13 protein-coding genes are annotated in these 14796 nt (G+C 68.1%); 8 read left to right on the top strand and 5 right to left on the bottom strand.

What is annotated here, in order from left to right:
* Positions 1-8: 8 nt before the first annotated feature.
* Complete coding sequence (locus tag ACH413_RS38460; RefSeq protein WP_360043769.1) at positions 9-671, bottom strand: DUF2306 domain-containing protein; 663 nt, start codon at positions 669-671, stop codon at positions 9-11.
* A 130-nt stretch (positions 672-801) separates the two neighbouring features.
* Between ACH413_RS38460 and ACH413_RS38455 the strand changes: the two genes are divergently transcribed.
* From ACH413_RS38455 to ACH413_RS38440, 4 genes are all read left to right on the top strand, one after another.
* Entirely contained in the window at positions 802-1221 is a 420-nt protein-coding gene (locus tag ACH413_RS38455) for a DUF2690 domain-containing protein (RefSeq protein ID WP_360043772.1), read from the top strand.
* Between the two features lie 69 nt (positions 1222-1290).
* Positions 1291-1716, top strand: a complete 426-nt coding sequence (locus ACH413_RS38450; RefSeq protein ID WP_360043775.1) for a hypothetical protein — start codon at positions 1291-1293, stop codon at positions 1714-1716.
* Between the two features lie 92 nt (positions 1717-1808).
* Positions 1809-2663: a M23 family metallopeptidase gene (locus tag ACH413_RS38445; protein WP_360043778.1), complete on the top strand. Its 855-nt coding sequence runs from the start codon at positions 1809-1811 to the stop codon at positions 2661-2663.
* A 32-nt stretch (positions 2664-2695) separates the two neighbouring features.
* Positions 2696-2911 carry a hypothetical protein gene (locus tag ACH413_RS38440; protein ID WP_360043781.1) on the top strand — a complete coding sequence of 72 codons (216 nt, stop codon included), beginning with the start codon at positions 2696-2698 and terminating at the stop codon, positions 2909-2911.
* Here the strand turns inward: ACH413_RS38440 and ACH413_RS38435 are convergent, their stop codons facing one another.
* Positions 2912-5581, bottom strand: a complete 2670-nt coding sequence (locus tag ACH413_RS38435; protein WP_360043784.1) for a BTAD domain-containing putative transcriptional regulator — start codon at positions 5579-5581, stop codon at positions 2912-2914.
* A 335-nt stretch (positions 5582-5916) separates the two neighbouring features.
* Here ACH413_RS38435 and ACH413_RS38430 point away from each other — a divergent pair, with 335 nt between their 5' ends.
* The 3 genes from ACH413_RS38430 (at position 5917) to ACH413_RS38420 (ending at position 11637) form a co-directional block, all read left to right on the top strand.
* The gene (locus ACH413_RS38430; RefSeq protein ID WP_360043787.1) at positions 5917-8046 is read left to right on the top strand and encodes a diguanylate cyclase; all 2130 of its coding nucleotides are present in this window, start codon (positions 5917-5919) and stop codon (positions 8044-8046) included.
* Between the two features lie 27 nt (positions 8047-8073).
* The gene (locus ACH413_RS38425) at positions 8074-10047 is read left to right on the top strand and encodes an amino acid transporter (RefSeq protein WP_360043790.1); all 1974 of its coding nucleotides are present in this window, start codon (positions 8074-8076) and stop codon (positions 10045-10047) included.
* Positions 10048-10182: 135 nt separating this feature from the next.
* A complete protein-coding gene (locus ACH413_RS38420) occupies positions 10183-11637 on the top strand; it encodes a tannase/feruloyl esterase family alpha/beta hydrolase (RefSeq protein ID WP_360043793.1) in 1455 nt (484 codons plus the stop codon).
* Here ACH413_RS38420 and pip read toward each other — a convergent pair.
* The 3 genes from pip to ACH413_RS38405 all read right to left on the bottom strand — a co-directional run bounded on the left by pip (position 11634) and on the right by ACH413_RS38405 (position 13759).
* Entirely contained in the window at positions 11634-12581 is a 948-nt protein-coding gene (gene pip / locus ACH413_RS38415) for a prolyl aminopeptidase (protein ID WP_360043796.1), read from the bottom strand. The genes ACH413_RS38420 and pip overlap by 4 nt on opposite strands.
* An 85-nt stretch (positions 12582-12666) precedes the next feature.
* On the bottom strand, positions 12667-13209 hold the full coding sequence (locus ACH413_RS38410; protein WP_360043799.1) for a DUF305 domain-containing protein: 543 nt from the start codon (positions 13207-13209) through the stop codon (positions 12667-12669).
* Between the two features lie 76 nt (positions 13210-13285).
* Entirely contained in the window at positions 13286-13759 is a 474-nt protein-coding gene (locus tag ACH413_RS38405; protein ID WP_360043802.1) for a hypothetical protein, read from the bottom strand.
* Positions 13760-14051: 292 nt separating this feature from the next.
* Here ACH413_RS38405 and ACH413_RS38400 point away from each other — a divergent pair, with 292 nt between their 5' ends.
* Positions 14052-14792, top strand: coding sequence for a lytic polysaccharide monooxygenase (locus ACH413_RS38400; RefSeq protein ID WP_396425561.1), 741 nt, complete (start codon positions 14052-14054; stop codon positions 14790-14792).
* The last annotated feature ends 4 nt before the right edge of the window (positions 14793-14796 follow it).

Raw genomic sequence — 14796 nt, 5'->3', positions numbered from 1 at the left:
CCAGAACGTCAGACGGGAACGGCTTCACGCTGCTCAACCGGGGCCTGGCGCCGGCGAGGCCTGCGTTCCAGCCACCACTGCGAGAGCAGCAGCGAGATGGTCCACCCGGCCCACGTCGAGATCCCGGCGATCGTGTGCGGCAGCTCCGACTCCGGCACCCGGTCGGCGAACACGAGGAACGCGGCCACGCCCCAGATCCGGTTCGTGATGATCGAGACGGTCAGGGCGAAGCTGCGGATCATCCACTTGCGGTGGTCGCGGAACCGGCGCTGCCGGGCCGCGCGCCACGCCAGCCACGTGAACGTCAGCCACATCACCGCCAGCAGCACGTTGCTGACCTGAGCCACCGGGCCGAACGGCGTCATGTAGCCGACGACCAGGCCGGACAGTCCGGCGGGCAGTACGCCGGCGAACACGTACACACGGCCGATGCGGCGGTGCCAGATGGGGAAGCGGCCGCGGAACCACGGCCAGATCTGCACCACGCACGTGAGGATGGCGATCGACGCGCAGACGACGTGCATGACGAGCAAGGGGTAATGCGGTCCCCAGTCCGACTGCACGCGTGCCTGCAACCGATCACCGGTCAGATACGGCGGCAGCGAGAACGCCACGAAGGCCACCACCACGAACGCCAACGGTCCCACCCAGGGCTTGCGCAACCACGTCATGGCGCCACCATGGCGATCTTCGCTGACCGATCGCGCACCGCTCGCTGACGTGCCCTTCTGACACCGCGCTGACATCTGACGGGGTGTAGCTGTCAGATCGCTGTGAGCGCTGCTCAGCAGTGTCAGCGCCATGAAGTCGACAGCCCTGATCGCCGCGGCCGCGTTCACGCTCCTCATGGCGCCGGACGCGCAGGCGGCGTCCTGCAGCGGGCGCGGATGCAACGACAAGGACCCGGTGTCCGCCGGTTGCGCAAGCGGTTCCACGACCGCTGACACCGCGCCCATGTACACGGGCGGCACCGCGGAGCTGCGCTGGTCACCTGGTTGCCAGACGAACTGGGTGCGGATCTCGAACTACTCGGGCGGCGACTCGGCTCTGCGCATCACCGTGTGGTCCGGCAGCGACCACGTCGGCTTCGTCGCGGCGGGAACGCCGGGAAACCACTGGGGAAACATGGTCCACGCGCCCGGCTGCGCCCGTGGCGAGGTGCTCTACGTCGACTCGAACGGCGTGCACCGCACCGCCCGTCTCGCGTCGAGCGCTTGCTGAGGGGGCGCGCCGTGACCGGCTACATCACCGACTGACCTTCCCGTGTCCAGCGAAGATCGAGGGAGAAGCATGTTCATCAGGATCGCCGGCACCGTGGGAACCGCGGCGCTCGTCATGGGTGCGTTGCTCGGGATCGCGTCGCCGGCGAACGCCGAGACGAACCCGAACTGCGGCCAGGTCACGCAGATCGGCAGCACCGCGTACATCAAGTCGGGCGGCACGACCGTCGCGTCGGTGAAGCAGTTCAAGGGCTGCAACAAGAACTGGGCCTACACCTACGTGTGGGAGGGCTTCCGCAACTCGCACAGCGGCAACTGGTGGGCCTGCTCGGGCATCTCCACCAGCTCCGGCCTCGCGGACTTCAAGTGCGGCGGGAACCACCAGAAGGAGGTCTGGTCCTCCGGTGCCAACACGCTGACCCAGTGCACCAAGGGCTACGGCGAGCTCAGCTGGTCCGGCGGTGAGGGTGCCGCCGCGACGGATCAGCGCTGCTGATCAGTCGCAGGACCGGTCTTAGGCCGATCTTAACTGCCGTGGCACATCGTGATTCAAGGTCCGTCGAATGTTCGAATGAACGAGGGGAAGTCATGAACGTCAAGAGGATCATCTCGGGGGTCGCAGGCCTCGCGATCGGGATGGGCGTGCTGGTGCTCGGTGGCCCGCAGGCCAGCGCCGCCACCAACTTCGAGCTGCCGTTCCCGTGTGGACAGACGTGGTCCGGACAGACCAGGACCAACCACAGCCCGCAGCTGGCGCTCGACCTGAACCGCAGCGCGGACGAGGGTGACGCGGTCGTGGCGTCCGCGTCCGGCACGGTCAGCAAGGTCCGCAACGAGGGCAGCACGAGCTACGGCCGCTGGATCGAGATCGACCACGGCAGTGGCTGGACCACGCGCTACGCCCACCTCTCCGCGCAGCGGGTGTCGGTCGGCCAGAACGTCTCGCAGGGCCAGACCATCGGCAACGTCGGCAACACCGGCGGCTCGACCGGCGCGCACCTGCACTTCGAGCAGCTGCTGAACGGCACGCCGCAGAAGATCAAGCTGTCCGGGACGACGGTTCTGTACTACGGCACCAAGAACTACAAGTCGAACAACAAGTGCGGCGGCGGTGGCACCACCAACCCGTACACCCCCGAAGAGGCCTGCGGCGACGGCTACAAGGTCATCGACGGCGCGAACGTGACCGGTGCCCGCGTGTCGCTGCTCTACAACGCGGCCAACGGTTACAACTGCGTGGTCACGATCAAGACCACCAAGATCGGCGCCGCGTCGGACGTCGGCGCGTTCCTCGAGGTCCAGGGCGATGCCCGGACGACCGACCGCGACGACTACGGCTACTACGCCGGCCCGGTCAAGAAGAAGGCTCCCGGCAAGTGCGTCAAGTGGGGCGGCATGGTCGGTTCTTCCACCTACACCAGTGGTTTCGAGCACTGCGGCTGATCTCTCCGGGTCCTTGATCAGATGGGTTCACCGTGTTCTTCAACAGCGGGTACGGCGGCACCAGCCAGGCCATCGGGGCCGGTGCCAAGGCGAACCTCAAGGCAGGGTTGAAGAACGAGAACGCCTCGCAGGAGGCGCAGGGCTGGAAGCTCGCGAACTGGCTGAAGCAGCACACGAACGCCGCGGGCAGCGGTGTGACCGGTGGTCACTACGACCACGTATCGATGCAGAACCCTTGCGGCGACTGATCAGCTGATCAGGCTGTCCAACAGGTTGTCCCGACGCAGACCGGGTGTGCCGAGCAGTTCGGCCGCCCGGTCCGCGTGCGTTTCCAGGCCTGCCTTGGCGAGCACGAGACGGGCGACGCCCTCGCCGTAACGGTCCCCGCGAGCGCTCGTGATCTCCAGGCAGCGTTCAGCGTCCTTTGTGGCCGGTTCAGGTCTCCCCGCGGCCAGGAGCACTTCCGCACGGCACAGCAGCGCCTGCCACTCGTCGTTGTGCTCGCCCGTCACCCGGCACAGTTCGATGCACTCGCTCAGCGCGGCCTCGGCCTCGGCCAGCCGCCCGAGCTTGAACAGCGCCTGCCCCTGCGACGCCAGCGCGTAGGCGGTGCCGGCCTCGTCCGCGTGCTCACGGGCGTGCCCGAGGCTCTGCACGGCGGCGTCGAGCGCCTGGTCGTACCGCCCGGCCACCTGGTGCACCTGGGCCAGCGCGGACAACGGAACCCGTTGCGCGCCAGCCGGTCCGTGCTCCTCGGTGAGCTTGATCGCCTGTGCCAAGGTCTCTGCGGCCTGCTCCAGCTCGCCCAGTTCGCGCTGGATCGTGCCGATGCCGGCGAGCGCGCGGCCCTGCCCGAACGGGTCGTCGGCGCGCGCCTCCAGCACCTCCTCCAGCTGCGCGCGGGCGGTCTCGAACGAGCCGATCCTGCGGTTCGCGGCCGACCGCACCAGAAGCGCCGTCTGCAACGCGGCCGAGCTTCCGACGGTGCGGGCGGCCTGGTCCGCGATCTGGCCCAGTTCGACCAGTTCCGCGACTCTGTCCTGTTTGAACAGATGCGGGTAGAGCATGTGCGCGATCGCCAGGGAGTGGTCGGCCAGCGCCGGTTCCGCCACCACCGAACGCGCTGCCGCTAGCAGGTTCTCGGCCTCGTCGGTCAGCCACCGCAACGGCTCGTCGAGGTCGCCGGCAGCGGAGTACCCCAGCGCGCCGTAAGCGTGCGGTCGCAGCTTCTTCAAGGCAGCGGCGAGGGTTTCGCGGTAATGCGTGAGCGCACGGGCGAGAGCGTCGTGCCTCTCGTCGTTCACCTGCTCGGCGCCGAACAACCGCAGCAGGTCGTGCACCCGGTACCGCTCCGGCCCGCAGGGCTCCACGAGTTTGGCGTCCACCAACGGATCCAGCGCGCGGTCCACGTCGTCCTGCCCGAGCAGCGCCTGGACCACCGACTCGCTGACGGAAGGCACGTTCAGGCAGCACAGCAGAGTGAACGCCCTGGTCGAGCCGGCGTTCAGGCCCTCGAAGCCCAGCTGGAAGCTCGACCGGACACCCAGGTCGTCGAAGTGCAGCTCGTCCAGCCGATGACGCTGGTCCGCGAGCCGTTTCGCCAGCGTCGCGGTCGTCCAGTCCGGACGTGACCGCAGCCGCGCGGCCGCGATCGTGAGGGCGAGCGGCAGGTAGTCGCAGGCCTTCGCGACCTGCTCCGCCGCCGGGCTGTCGTCTCCCAGCAACCGCAGCGCGTCGTCCCGCGGCAACGGGTCGAGCCGCACGTGCCGGGCGCTCAGCGTGGCCAGCATCCGGCGGCTGGTGATCAGCACGGCGGAACCCGGTTCGCCGGGCAGCAGCGGGCCCACTTGAGCCGCGTCCACCGCGTTGTCCAGCAGCACCAGCACTTTGCGCCGGGCCAGCGTCGACCGGTACAGCGCGGCCGCCTCGGACGGGTCCGTCGGCACGGCCAGCGGCGGGATGCCCAAAGCGCGCAGGAACCGCCTGATCACCTCGGCGGGGGAGAGCGGCGAACGACCCGGTGTGGCGCCGTGCAGATCGACGTACAACTGTCCGTCCGGGAAACGTTCGGCCATCGCGTGCGCGGCGGCGGTGGCGAGCGCGCTCTTTCCCTGACCGCCCGGTCCGTGCACGGCGATCACGGTGTCCAAGGCCTCGGTGATCAGTTCGATCTCCGCCCGGCGCCCCACGAACGGGTCGGGTTTGGCGGGCAGTTCGCGCGGCACGGCCGGGATGTCGCCCTGCAGGATCGCGGCGTGCAGGTCCTTGAGCTCCTGGCCGGGATCGAGCCCGAGCTCCTCGGCCAGGAGCCGGCGGCCCTCGTCGTACGTCCTGAGCGCGTCCGCCTGCCGTCCGCTGCGGTGCAGGGCCACCATGAGCGCTCCGCGCAGCCGTTCCCTGGTCGGGTGCTCGGCGACGTACCCGGTCAGCTCTCCGATGATCTCGTGGTGCCGGCCGTCCCTGATCGCGCGGTCGGCGCGGCGCTCGACCACCCCGAGCCGCTCTTCCTCCAGCTGGTTCGCGAGCTGGGTGTTCGTGGTCAGCTCGGCCAGCGCCGGTCCGCGCCAGTGCGCCAGCGCCTCGTCGGGGTCCTGGGCGTCGCGGAAGAGCTGCAGGTCGAGCGACCGGTCGGGCACGTCGAGCCGATAGCCCTGCCGCGACCACTCCAGCGACACGCCGGGAAGGTCCTTCAGGGCTCTCCTGAGCTGCGAGACGTGCACCTGCACGGCCTTGCGCGCGCTGGCGGGCGGATCGCCGTCCCAGAGGACCGACATGAGGTGGTCGACGCTGACAGTCTGACCGGTGTGCAGGAGCAGCAGCACCAGGACCTGTCTCGGCTGGCCAGCGGGAATGCGGACGTCCCGCCGCCCGTGTGTGACCAGCAGCGGTCCCAGCACCCCGAACCGAACGCCGTCCACGGCTCTCACGATAGTCCGTTGATCGCCGCTCTCACCTCGTGCAGAACGAGCAACGGTCAACGACGAAGGTCGCTTACCGACCAACGGGTCGGAAATATCGGTGGTACGAGGTGCGTGAATCACGGCCAAGCAGCGAAAAGTCGTGCGAAAATCGATCGGGGACCACCCGCGGGCACGGATCGTCGACACCCGAGATCAACGCGGAAAGCAGAACCGTGATTTGCGGTAGCGTCGTATTAGTGGGTCACCTCATTGGAGTAACGACGGTGCCGCGATCATCCCAAGTCGGGCATCATCACGTGGCTCGACCAAAGTCGTAGAACGAGGGGTCTCGTGTGACCATCTTCCGTACCGGCCACACCGGGGCGTGGTGGATGTACCTGGTGGCAGGTCACCTGCTGCTGGGTGTCTACTACCTGATTCCGGTCAGTCCCGCGGGGACAACGGGGCAAACGGTACGGGTGGTGCTCTACTGCACGATCAGCGCGTCGGCCGCGATCGCGACATTCGCCGGTGTCAAGCGCAACCGCCCCCAATGGCGGCGGCCATGGGTGTTCCTCGCACTCAGCCAGGTCGTTTACGCGATCGCCGACCTCACGTTCTACGCATCGCACTACATCTTCGAGTACACGGTTTACCCGTCGTACGCGGACATCTTCTACCTGGGCCATTACCCGTTGATGGTGGCGGGTGTGATCCTGCTGATCCGCCGCCGCACCCCGGGACTCGACCTGCCCAGCCTGCTCGACGCCGCCGTCCTCGCGGTCGTCGCGGGCATGGCGTCCTGGCTCTACGTGATCGGCCCGCAGGCCCGTCTCACCTCACCGGTCCTGGTGAAGATCGCCTCGCTCGGCTACCCGATGATGGACCTGGCGCTGTTCGTGGTGGCGCTGCGACTGATCTTCGGGGCAGGACCTCGGCCGCGCGCGTTCGTCCTGCTGACGGCCAACCTGCTGGGCATCCTGACCGCGGACACGATCTACGTGCTGCAGCGCCTCGACGGCAGCTACCACGCGGGCAACTTCCTCGACGCCATCTGGTTGTCGGCGAACCTGTGCATGGGCGCGGCGGCGTTGCACCCGACGATGGCGCGGCTCGTCGACCGGGCGCACGTCAAGGACGTCGGCCTGAGCCGCGGCCGGATCATCGCGCTGTGCTCGGCCGCCCTCGCCGCGCCGGTGCTGATGCTGGTGCACGACGTCGGCCAGTCGTCGCAGGACGTCCTGGTGATCGCCGCGGGCAGCGCGCTGCTGTCGCTGCTCATCATCGCGAGGCTCGCGGGGCTCGTCGCGGACCAGCGCAAACTCGCGATCACCGACAGCCTCACCGGCCTGCACACGCGCAGGTTCTTCGAAGCCCAGCTGCCGTTGGAGATCTCCCGCGCCCGGCGCAACGACGGGTCCGTCGCGGTGTTCATCATCGACGTCGACCGCTTCAAGTCCATCAACGACAACTACGGCCATCCCGCCGGCGACGACGTGCTGATGGAGGTCGCGGCCCGGCTGCGCGCGGCTTCCCGATCCGGTGAAGTCCTCGCTCGTTACGGTGGCGAGGAATTCGCGCTGCTCGTCCCGGAAGCAGGCCCCGGCCGGTTGTCCGTGATCGCGAACCGGTTGCGCGAACGCGTCGCGGAAAAGCCGATCCCGGTCAACTCGGGCAACGACGACATCCCGTTGTCCGTCACGGTGTCGGTCGGCTCGGCGAGCTTTCCGACGCACGGCGACGGTCCCGACGACATCGTCGTGATCGCGGACCGCGCTTTGTACGCGGCGAAAGCGGCGGGTCGCAACAGGATCGCGGTCGGGCCAGAGCCGTTGCCCGCGGTCGACCCGGACACCGACGGCGCGATGGCGGAGTTCCTCTGCCAGGTCGCGGACCGGGTGGACGGCTGGCTGCACCGCTACGACCACAGTCGTTCGGTGTCGCGCTGGGCCGGTGTGGCGGCGGGGGAGTTCGGACTGGACGCGCCGACCACGAGGGTCGCGCAGCTCGCCGGTCGCCTGCACGACATCGGCAAGGTCATCATTCCCGAGGTCGTGCTGACCAAGCCCGGCGCACTGTCCGAAGAGGAATGGCGGCTGCTGCGCCAGCACCCCGACTTCGGCTACCGGCTCGCCCGGATGGTGCCGGGGTTCGCGGGCGTGGCGCACGTGATCAGGCAACAGCACGAACGCTACGACGGCGCCGGCTATCCGGACGGGCTGCGCGGCGCGGACATCCGTGCGGAAGCAAGGATCCTGTCCGTCTGCGTGGCGTGGGCCGCGATGCGGTCGAATCGTCCACATCAGACCGCGCTGGACGAGAACCGGGCACGGCGGGAACTCTGGGCCGGTCGGGGCGAACAGTTCGATCCGGACGTAGTGGACATGTTCCTCGATCTGCACACCCAGGGCAGCATCGGAATGTTGCGTCCGTCCGGATTGTCCGTTCAGGAGGCGGGTTTTCCGGCGGAGTTCAGGCCTTGATCATCTGACCCTGGCATGCTCTGCGCCATGAGCACGGAGTTCGCCATCCCCGCCGAGGTCCCGAGCCCGGAACGGCCGGCACCGCCCGGCGGGCCGGTGGGCAGGTGGCTGCTCGCGGACCGCGTCGCGCCGTCCGGCCCGGAGAGCCACGAGTCGCACGCCAAGCCGCACCCGTGGTGGAAGGTCATGACGCTCACCGGCGTCGACTACTTCTCCACCCTGTCGTACCTGCCCGGCATCGCCGCTCTGGCCGCCGGCGCGTTGTCCCCGCTGGCGACGCTGCTCATCGTGGCGCTGACGCTGCTCGGCATGCTGCCGATGTACCGGCGGGTGGCGCGGGAGAGCCCGAACGGCCAGGGCTCCGTGGCGATGCTGGAGGACCTGCTGCCGTTCTGGCGCGGCAAGATCTTCGTGCTGGTGCTGCTGGGGTTCGTGGCGACGTCGTGGATCATCACGATCACGCTGTCCGCGGCCGATGCCTCGGTGCACGCGCTGGAGAACCCGTACGTGCCGGAGTCGCTGCACGGTGCCGAGCTCTGGCTGACGATCGTGCTGCTGCTGATCCTCGGCGGCGTGTTCCTGATGGGCTTCAGCGAGGCCGTGGGCGTCGCGATCCCGTTGGTCGCGGTGTTCCTCGTCCTGAACGCCGTTCTGGCCGTGGTGGGGCTCGTGGACGTCTTCGCGACGCCGGACGCCCTTGATCGCTGGATCTCGGCGCTGGGCTCGCACGGTGACGGGTTCTTCGGCGTCGTCGGGCCGGCGGTTCTGGCGTTCCCGTTGCTGGTGCTCGGTCTGTCCGGCTTCGAGACCGGCGTGAGCATGATGCCGCTGGTCGCCGCCTCCGGGAAGACGCCGGAGGAGCGCCTGGAGAGCCGGGTGCGCAACACCCGCAAGCTGCTGACGACCGCCGCGTTGATCATGTCGGTGTACCTGGTCGCGACGTCGTTCATCACCACCGTGCTGGTGCCGCAGGAGAAGTTCGCACCCGGTGGGCCCGCGAACGGCCGTGCGCTGGCGTATCTCGCGCACGAACTGCTCGGCGAGGCGTTCGGCACGGTCTACGACATCAGCAGCATCCTGATCCTGTGGTTCGCCGGTGCCTCGGCGATGGCCGGCCTGATCAACATCGTGCCGCGCTACCTGCCCTCCTACGGCATGGCGCCGGAATGGGGACGCGCCGTTCGTCCCGTCGTGATCGTCTACACGGTCATCTGCATCATCATCACGATCATCTTCAACGCCGACGTGAACGCGCAGGCCGGTGCCTACGCCACCGGGATCCTGGCGATGATGGTCTCCGGCTCGTTCGCGGTGACGGTGTCCGCGTGGCGCAAGGGGCAGCGGGGCGCGGGGATCGGCTTCACCGTGCTGACGCTGGTGCTGCTGTACGCGTTGGTGGAGAACGTGATCGAGAAGCCGGACGGCATCACGATCTCGTTCGGCTTCATCCTCGGCATCGTGGTGATCTCGCTGGTGTCGCGGATCTCCCGCACGACCGAACTGCGCGTCGACAAGATCAAGTTCGACGAGAACGCGCGGAAGTTCATCACCGACACCATCGAGAACGACGGCCGCATCACGTTGATCGCGAACCGCCGCCAGGCCGGTGACAAGGCCGAGTACGACGAGAAAGAGGCCGAGCAGCGCGGGATCAACCCGGTGCCGGGCACGGCGGACGTGATGTTCCTGGAGATCGACATCGTCGACCCGTCGGCGTTCAGCAACGTGCTGTGCGTGACCGGCGTCGAGGTGGACGGCCATCGCGTCCTGCGTGCCTCCGCTCCCGCCGCGCCGAACGCGATCGCGGCGATCCTGCTGGCGTTGCGCGACTCGACCGGCGTGATCCCGCACGCGCACTTCGAGTGGTCGGAGGGGAACCCGCTGGGGCACCTCTTCCGCTACCTGATCCTCGGCCGCGGCGATACTCCTCCGGTGGTACGGGAAATCATCCGCTCGGCTGAATCGGATCCGACTCGACGGCCACGCGTGCACGTCGGTTAGCTGGAACACTCCCTCTGTACGTCCGACTACAGGGGGAAGGACGCCATGTTCCGCAAGTTGTTGGTATCACTCGTTGTTCTGGGAACGGCGGTGGCGGGGATTGCTCCCGCCGCCGCCGATTCCGCTTTCCGGCCAGTGCGATCATGCGCTGACCTGGTCCGTTCGTTCGACGTTCCGGACGCTCGCACCCAGGTCACGTCGGCCGCTGTTGTCTCCGGTGCCACGGAGTTCTGCGACGTCCGCGGCACGATCTCACCGAACATCGGCTTCCAGCTGAAGCTGCCGACCCGTGGTTACCAGGGCCGCTACCTCCAGTACGGCTGTGGCGGATTCTGTGGAATCACCCGCGATCCGGCCTTTCCCGCCGGCTGCGGTCCCGCTTTCGGTGACGCCGCGGTGGCGGCCACGGACGACGGTCATCAGGTCTCGCTGGAGAACCCGTTCGACGCGACCTGGGCCGCCAGCGACCAGAAGGCCCGCGACGACTACTTCTTCCGCGCGCCCCACGCGTTGTCGAAGGTGTCCAAGCACATCATTTCGGTGTTCTACGGCAAGGCGCCGGTGAAGTCGTACTTCAACGGGTGCTCCAACGGCGGGCGCGAGGGCCTGCTGCTGGCCCAGCGCTACCCGCGCGACTTCGACGGCATCATCGCGGCCGCGCCCGCCGGGTACTACGGCGCGCTGATCGGCTACCAGGCGTGGATCGCGCGCAACGCCATCCCGAACGACAAGATCTTCGTGCTGCACAACGCGGTCATGGCGGCCTGCGACGGACTGGACGGCCTGGTGGACGGCCAGATCGACGACCCGCGCCTGTGCGAGTTCGATCCGGGAACGCTCGCGGGCCAGCTGACCGACGACGAGATCGCCCGCGTCCGCCGTCTCTACGCCGGACCGGCCGACCAGGGCGTGCGGCTCTACCCCGGCGGCCAGCCGTACGGCTCGGAGATCTCGTGGACGTTCTGGCTCAACCCGTCGCCCGGCCTGGGCAGGGGAGTCGCCGCGGAACTGGCGGACAACGGCCTGAAGCACCTCCTCTACCCGATCGGCAAGCCGCACTCGTCACTCGAGTCCTTCGAGTTCACCACGCGCGAGTTCCGGCGCCTGGTGCCCGAGACCGTGAAGGCGAACGCCCTGTCGCTGGACCTGCGCGCGTTCCAGCGCGCCGGCGGCAAGTTGCTCATCTGGCACGGCGCGGGGGACCAGGGCATCCCGTTCGAGAGCACGCTCGACTACTGGCAGCGGCTGACCGGCGGCAGGAACCCGTCCTGGGCAAGGCTCTTCGTCGTGCCGTCGATGTGGCACTGCGACGGCGGCGACACCCTCACCACCTTCGACCCGTTCCGCGCGCTCGTGTCGTGGGTCGAGGGCGGCCAGGCGCCGTCCCGGATCATCGCCGAAGGCCGTGACCAGGAGGGCAACGTCGTGCGCACCCGTCCGGTGTTCCCGTATCCGTTGCGCGCCAAGTACGACGGATCGGGCTCGGTGGACGACGCGGCGAACTTCGTCGCCGCGCCAGGGTTCAGGTTCGAGGACCGCATCCGCTGGGCCGGTGAGGACCTCTACCGGTCCGGGCCCGTCGCGCCCTAGCGGAACTTCTGGATGGCAGCGGTGATGGCACGGTCCATGCTGCTGCCATCCATGATCTCGTGGCCGGCGTCGTTCAGGATGACCAGTTCGGCGTCGGGCCACCTCTTCGCCACCTCCCACGCGGTGTGCAGCGGTCCGCCGAAGTCGTTGCGGCCGTGGATGAGCACACCGGGGATGCCCTTGAGCCTGTCCAGGTTGTCGAGGATGTGGTTCGGCTCGATGAACGCCTCGTTGCCCCAGTAGTGGCTCACGGTCCGTGCGAGCCGGTAGCGCGTAACGGGGTCGGCGTACCTCGTGCCCTCGAAGTCGTTGTCGCCGCCCGTGATCGTGGACAGGTCCCACTTGCTCCAGTCCCAGGCAGCCTTCTCCCTGACCGCCGGGTCGGGTGAGTTGAGGAGCCTGTTGTAGGCCAGGGCCAGGTTGCCGTCGCGGTCCTCTTCCGGGACGCCGTCGCGGAAGGCGTCGAAGTAGTCGGGGAAGAACATGCCGAGGCCGCGGGTGATCCACGCGTGCTCCTCGGGGCGGGAGGTCGTCACCGCCGGGATGATGATCTCGCTGACCCTGGTGGGGTGCTGGATGGCGTAGGCGAGGATCAGGGTGGAACCCCAGGAACCGCCGGCCAGCAACCACTTCTCGATGCCGAGGTGCTCACGGAGCTTCTCGGCGTCGTCGATCAGGTGCTGGGTGGTGTTGTGCTCCATGCTGGTCGCGGGGTCCGCGACGGACGGGGTGCTCCGGCCGCAGCCGCGCTGGTCCCAGAGGATCAGGTTCCAGTGGTCCGGGTCGAAGTCCTCGCGCCAGCGGGGATGTGAGCCGGATCCTGGGCCGCCGTGGAACACGCACGCCGGTTTGCCGTCCGGATTGCCGCTGGCCTCCCAGTGCACGAGCTGGCCGTCGCCGACGTCGAGCATGCCCTGGGCGTAGGGCTCCACCTGTGGGTACATGGCGGCGAGGCTAGTGAGGAGACGCCGACACGCCCACTGCGTTTCGCAGCGGACGTGTGATTGGCGTACCGGTCCTGGTGCGGTGTCAGGACTTCTGCTTGGCGCTGATCTGGTCCAGCACCTCGGACTGCGACACGATGATCTTGCCCGCCAGCGCCTTCGAGCCGATGTGCTCGCCCTTGGCCTGCGCGTTCTTCGCCATGTCCACGCCACTGCGGAGGTGGCGGGAGAGGGTGGCGAGGAAGAGGTCGTCGTACTGCTTGCCGGTGGCGGACTTCAGCGCCTCGACGTCCTTGACGGTCATCATGCCCGCCATCTTGTGCGTGGCGTTGGCGTCGTCGCCGGGCACCTGGATGTTCCAGCTGCGCAGGTAGGTGGCCATCTGCTCGATCTCGCCCGACTCGGCGTTGGCGATCTTGTCGGCCACGTTGATGACGAACTCGTCCTTGGACTTCGTCATGGCGACCTTGGCGATCTCGATCGTCTGTCGGTGGTGCGGGATCATCTGCAACGAGAACGTCGCGTCCGCCTCGTTGGCCGCCGGTTCGCCGGAGTTGCCGCCGCCGACCGATGAACAGCCCGTCAGCGCAAGCAGCCCTAGCACGATGATGAGCAGACGCGCTCGCATGAAGCCTCCCGTCTCGCGGTTCCCTGACGAGGGATACGGGTGGCCGAAGTGTCCGGTTCAGCGAAAGTTTCGGAACCTAAGTGGTTCGGTGCAGTTCGAGTGCGGCCAGCACGCCCTGGACCACGTCGGGATGGCCCAGCGGAAGCGGTGCCCGCGAGTCGCCGGCATGGGCGATGACGTGGGCGAACGGCGCGTTCACCGCTACCTCGGGGTCGACCAGAAGGACCGAGCGGACGAGGTCCGGATGGGCGGTGACCAGTTCGATGACGTCGGCCGCGATCGGTCCGCTGGCGACCACGTCGAGCACGGTCCTGGTGTCGTCCCTGTGCCTGGTCAGCACGGTGTCCACTGTGGACTTCCAGGTCGGTGCCGCGGGAACCCGCAGCCACACCACCCGCAGGTAGTCGGTCAGCGGTCGCCAGGTCGCGGGAATCTCGTTGTGGACCGCTTCGCCGGCTGGATCGATCACGAGGACCGTGGGGGCACCCGCGGGTCCGTCGGCGACAACGCCGGGGCCGGCCGCCCTGCTGGGCTCGTCGAATTCGCGCATGTCGTGGGGTTACCCAGTGGGCGGGAGTTCGTACCAGTGGACCGACTGGTCTGATCCAGTGACCCGAATGGTGGAGCGGTAGGACCACTCGCTTGCGTGGACTTGTTGGTGTGCGCCATTTTTCGTTCGCGTCCGGTGGTTGCTTGACCACTTTCTGAACACCGGTTTATGGTCTAGACCACAGACCGAAACTGGATCGGCGAGCGCATCTGAGGCGCTCCCGGTTCCCGCCCCCTGCCTACGGGTCCATCCCGTCTGGGAACGATCCAAGGAGTTCGGACGAATGAAAATCATGCGTAAAGCGGTGCTGCTCATGGCCGCTGTCCCTGCCATCGTCCTCATCACGCCGGTCGGTTCGGCGAGCGCACACGGTTACGTGTCGTCGCCGGCCAGCCGTTCGGCGCAGTGCGCCAGGGGCGACGTCTCCGTCGACCTGTGCGGTCAGGCGAAGTACGAGCCGCAGAGCGCCGAGGGCCCCAAGGGCCTGAAGAACTGCAGCGGCGCGAACGGCGCCTTCGCACCGCTCGACAACGACGGGCTGCCCTGGAAGGTCACCAACACCGGCCAGACCCTGTCTCTGACCTGGACCTTCACCGCCCGGCACGCCACGCGCGACTACGAGTACTTCATCGGCGGCACGCGCGTCGGTTACGTCGCCGGCAACAACCAGCAGCCGAACAACCCGACCACGCACACGATCAACCTCGGCGGGTTCTCCGGTCGCCAGAAGCTGTACGCCATCTGGAACATCGGCGACACGGTGAACGCGTTCTACTCGTGCATCGACCTCAACATCAACGGTGGCGGCACGACCCCGCCGCCCACCACCACGACCACCACGCCTCCTCCCACCACCACGACCAGCAGCACCACGACGCCCCCGCCCGCCGGTGGCACGTGGGCGCCGAACACGTCGTACGCGACCGGGCAGACCGTCACCTACGGCGGCTCGACCTACCGCTGCCGTCAGGCGCACACCTCGCTGACCGGCTGGGAACCGCCGAACGTGGCGGCGCTGTGGGAGAAGATCTGATCCG

This window comes from Lentzea sp. NPDC020367 (genome assembly GCF_044387305.1).
In the GTDB taxonomy this organism is placed as follows: Bacteria; Actinomycetota; Actinomycetes; order Mycobacteriales; family Pseudonocardiaceae; genus Lentzea.
This window is presented reverse-complemented; position numbering and strand designations above follow the sequence as displayed.

Coding starts and splice junctions, on each gene's coding strand:
- ACH413_RS38460 (WP_360043769.1), bottom strand. CDS start 671: ATGACGTGGTTGCGCAAGCCCTGGGTGGGACCGTTGGCGTTCGTGGTG.
- ACH413_RS38455 (WP_360043772.1), top strand. CDS start 802: ATGAAGTCGACAGCCCTGATCGCCGCGGCCGCGTTCACGCTCCTCATG.
- ACH413_RS38450 (WP_360043775.1), top strand. CDS start 1,291: ATGTTCATCAGGATCGCCGGCACCGTGGGAACCGCGGCGCTCGTCATG.
- ACH413_RS38445 (WP_360043778.1), top strand. CDS start 1,809: ATGAACGTCAAGAGGATCATCTCGGGGGTCGCAGGCCTCGCGATCGGG.
- ACH413_RS38425 (WP_360043790.1), top strand. CDS start 8,074: ATGAGCACGGAGTTCGCCATCCCCGCCGAGGTCCCGAGCCCGGAACGG.
- pip (WP_360043796.1), bottom strand. CDS start 12,581: ATGTACCCACAGGTGGAGCCCTACGCCCAGGGCATGCTCGACGTCGGC.
- ACH413_RS38410 (WP_360043799.1), bottom strand. CDS start 13,209: ATGCGAGCGCGTCTGCTCATCATCGTGCTAGGGCTGCTTGCGCTGACG.
- ACH413_RS38405 (WP_360043802.1), bottom strand. CDS start 13,759: ATGCGCGAATTCGACGAGCCCAGCAGGGCGGCCGGCCCCGGCGTTGTC.
- ACH413_RS38400 (WP_396425561.1), top strand. CDS start 14,052: ATGCGTAAAGCGGTGCTGCTCATGGCCGCTGTCCCTGCCATCGTCCTC.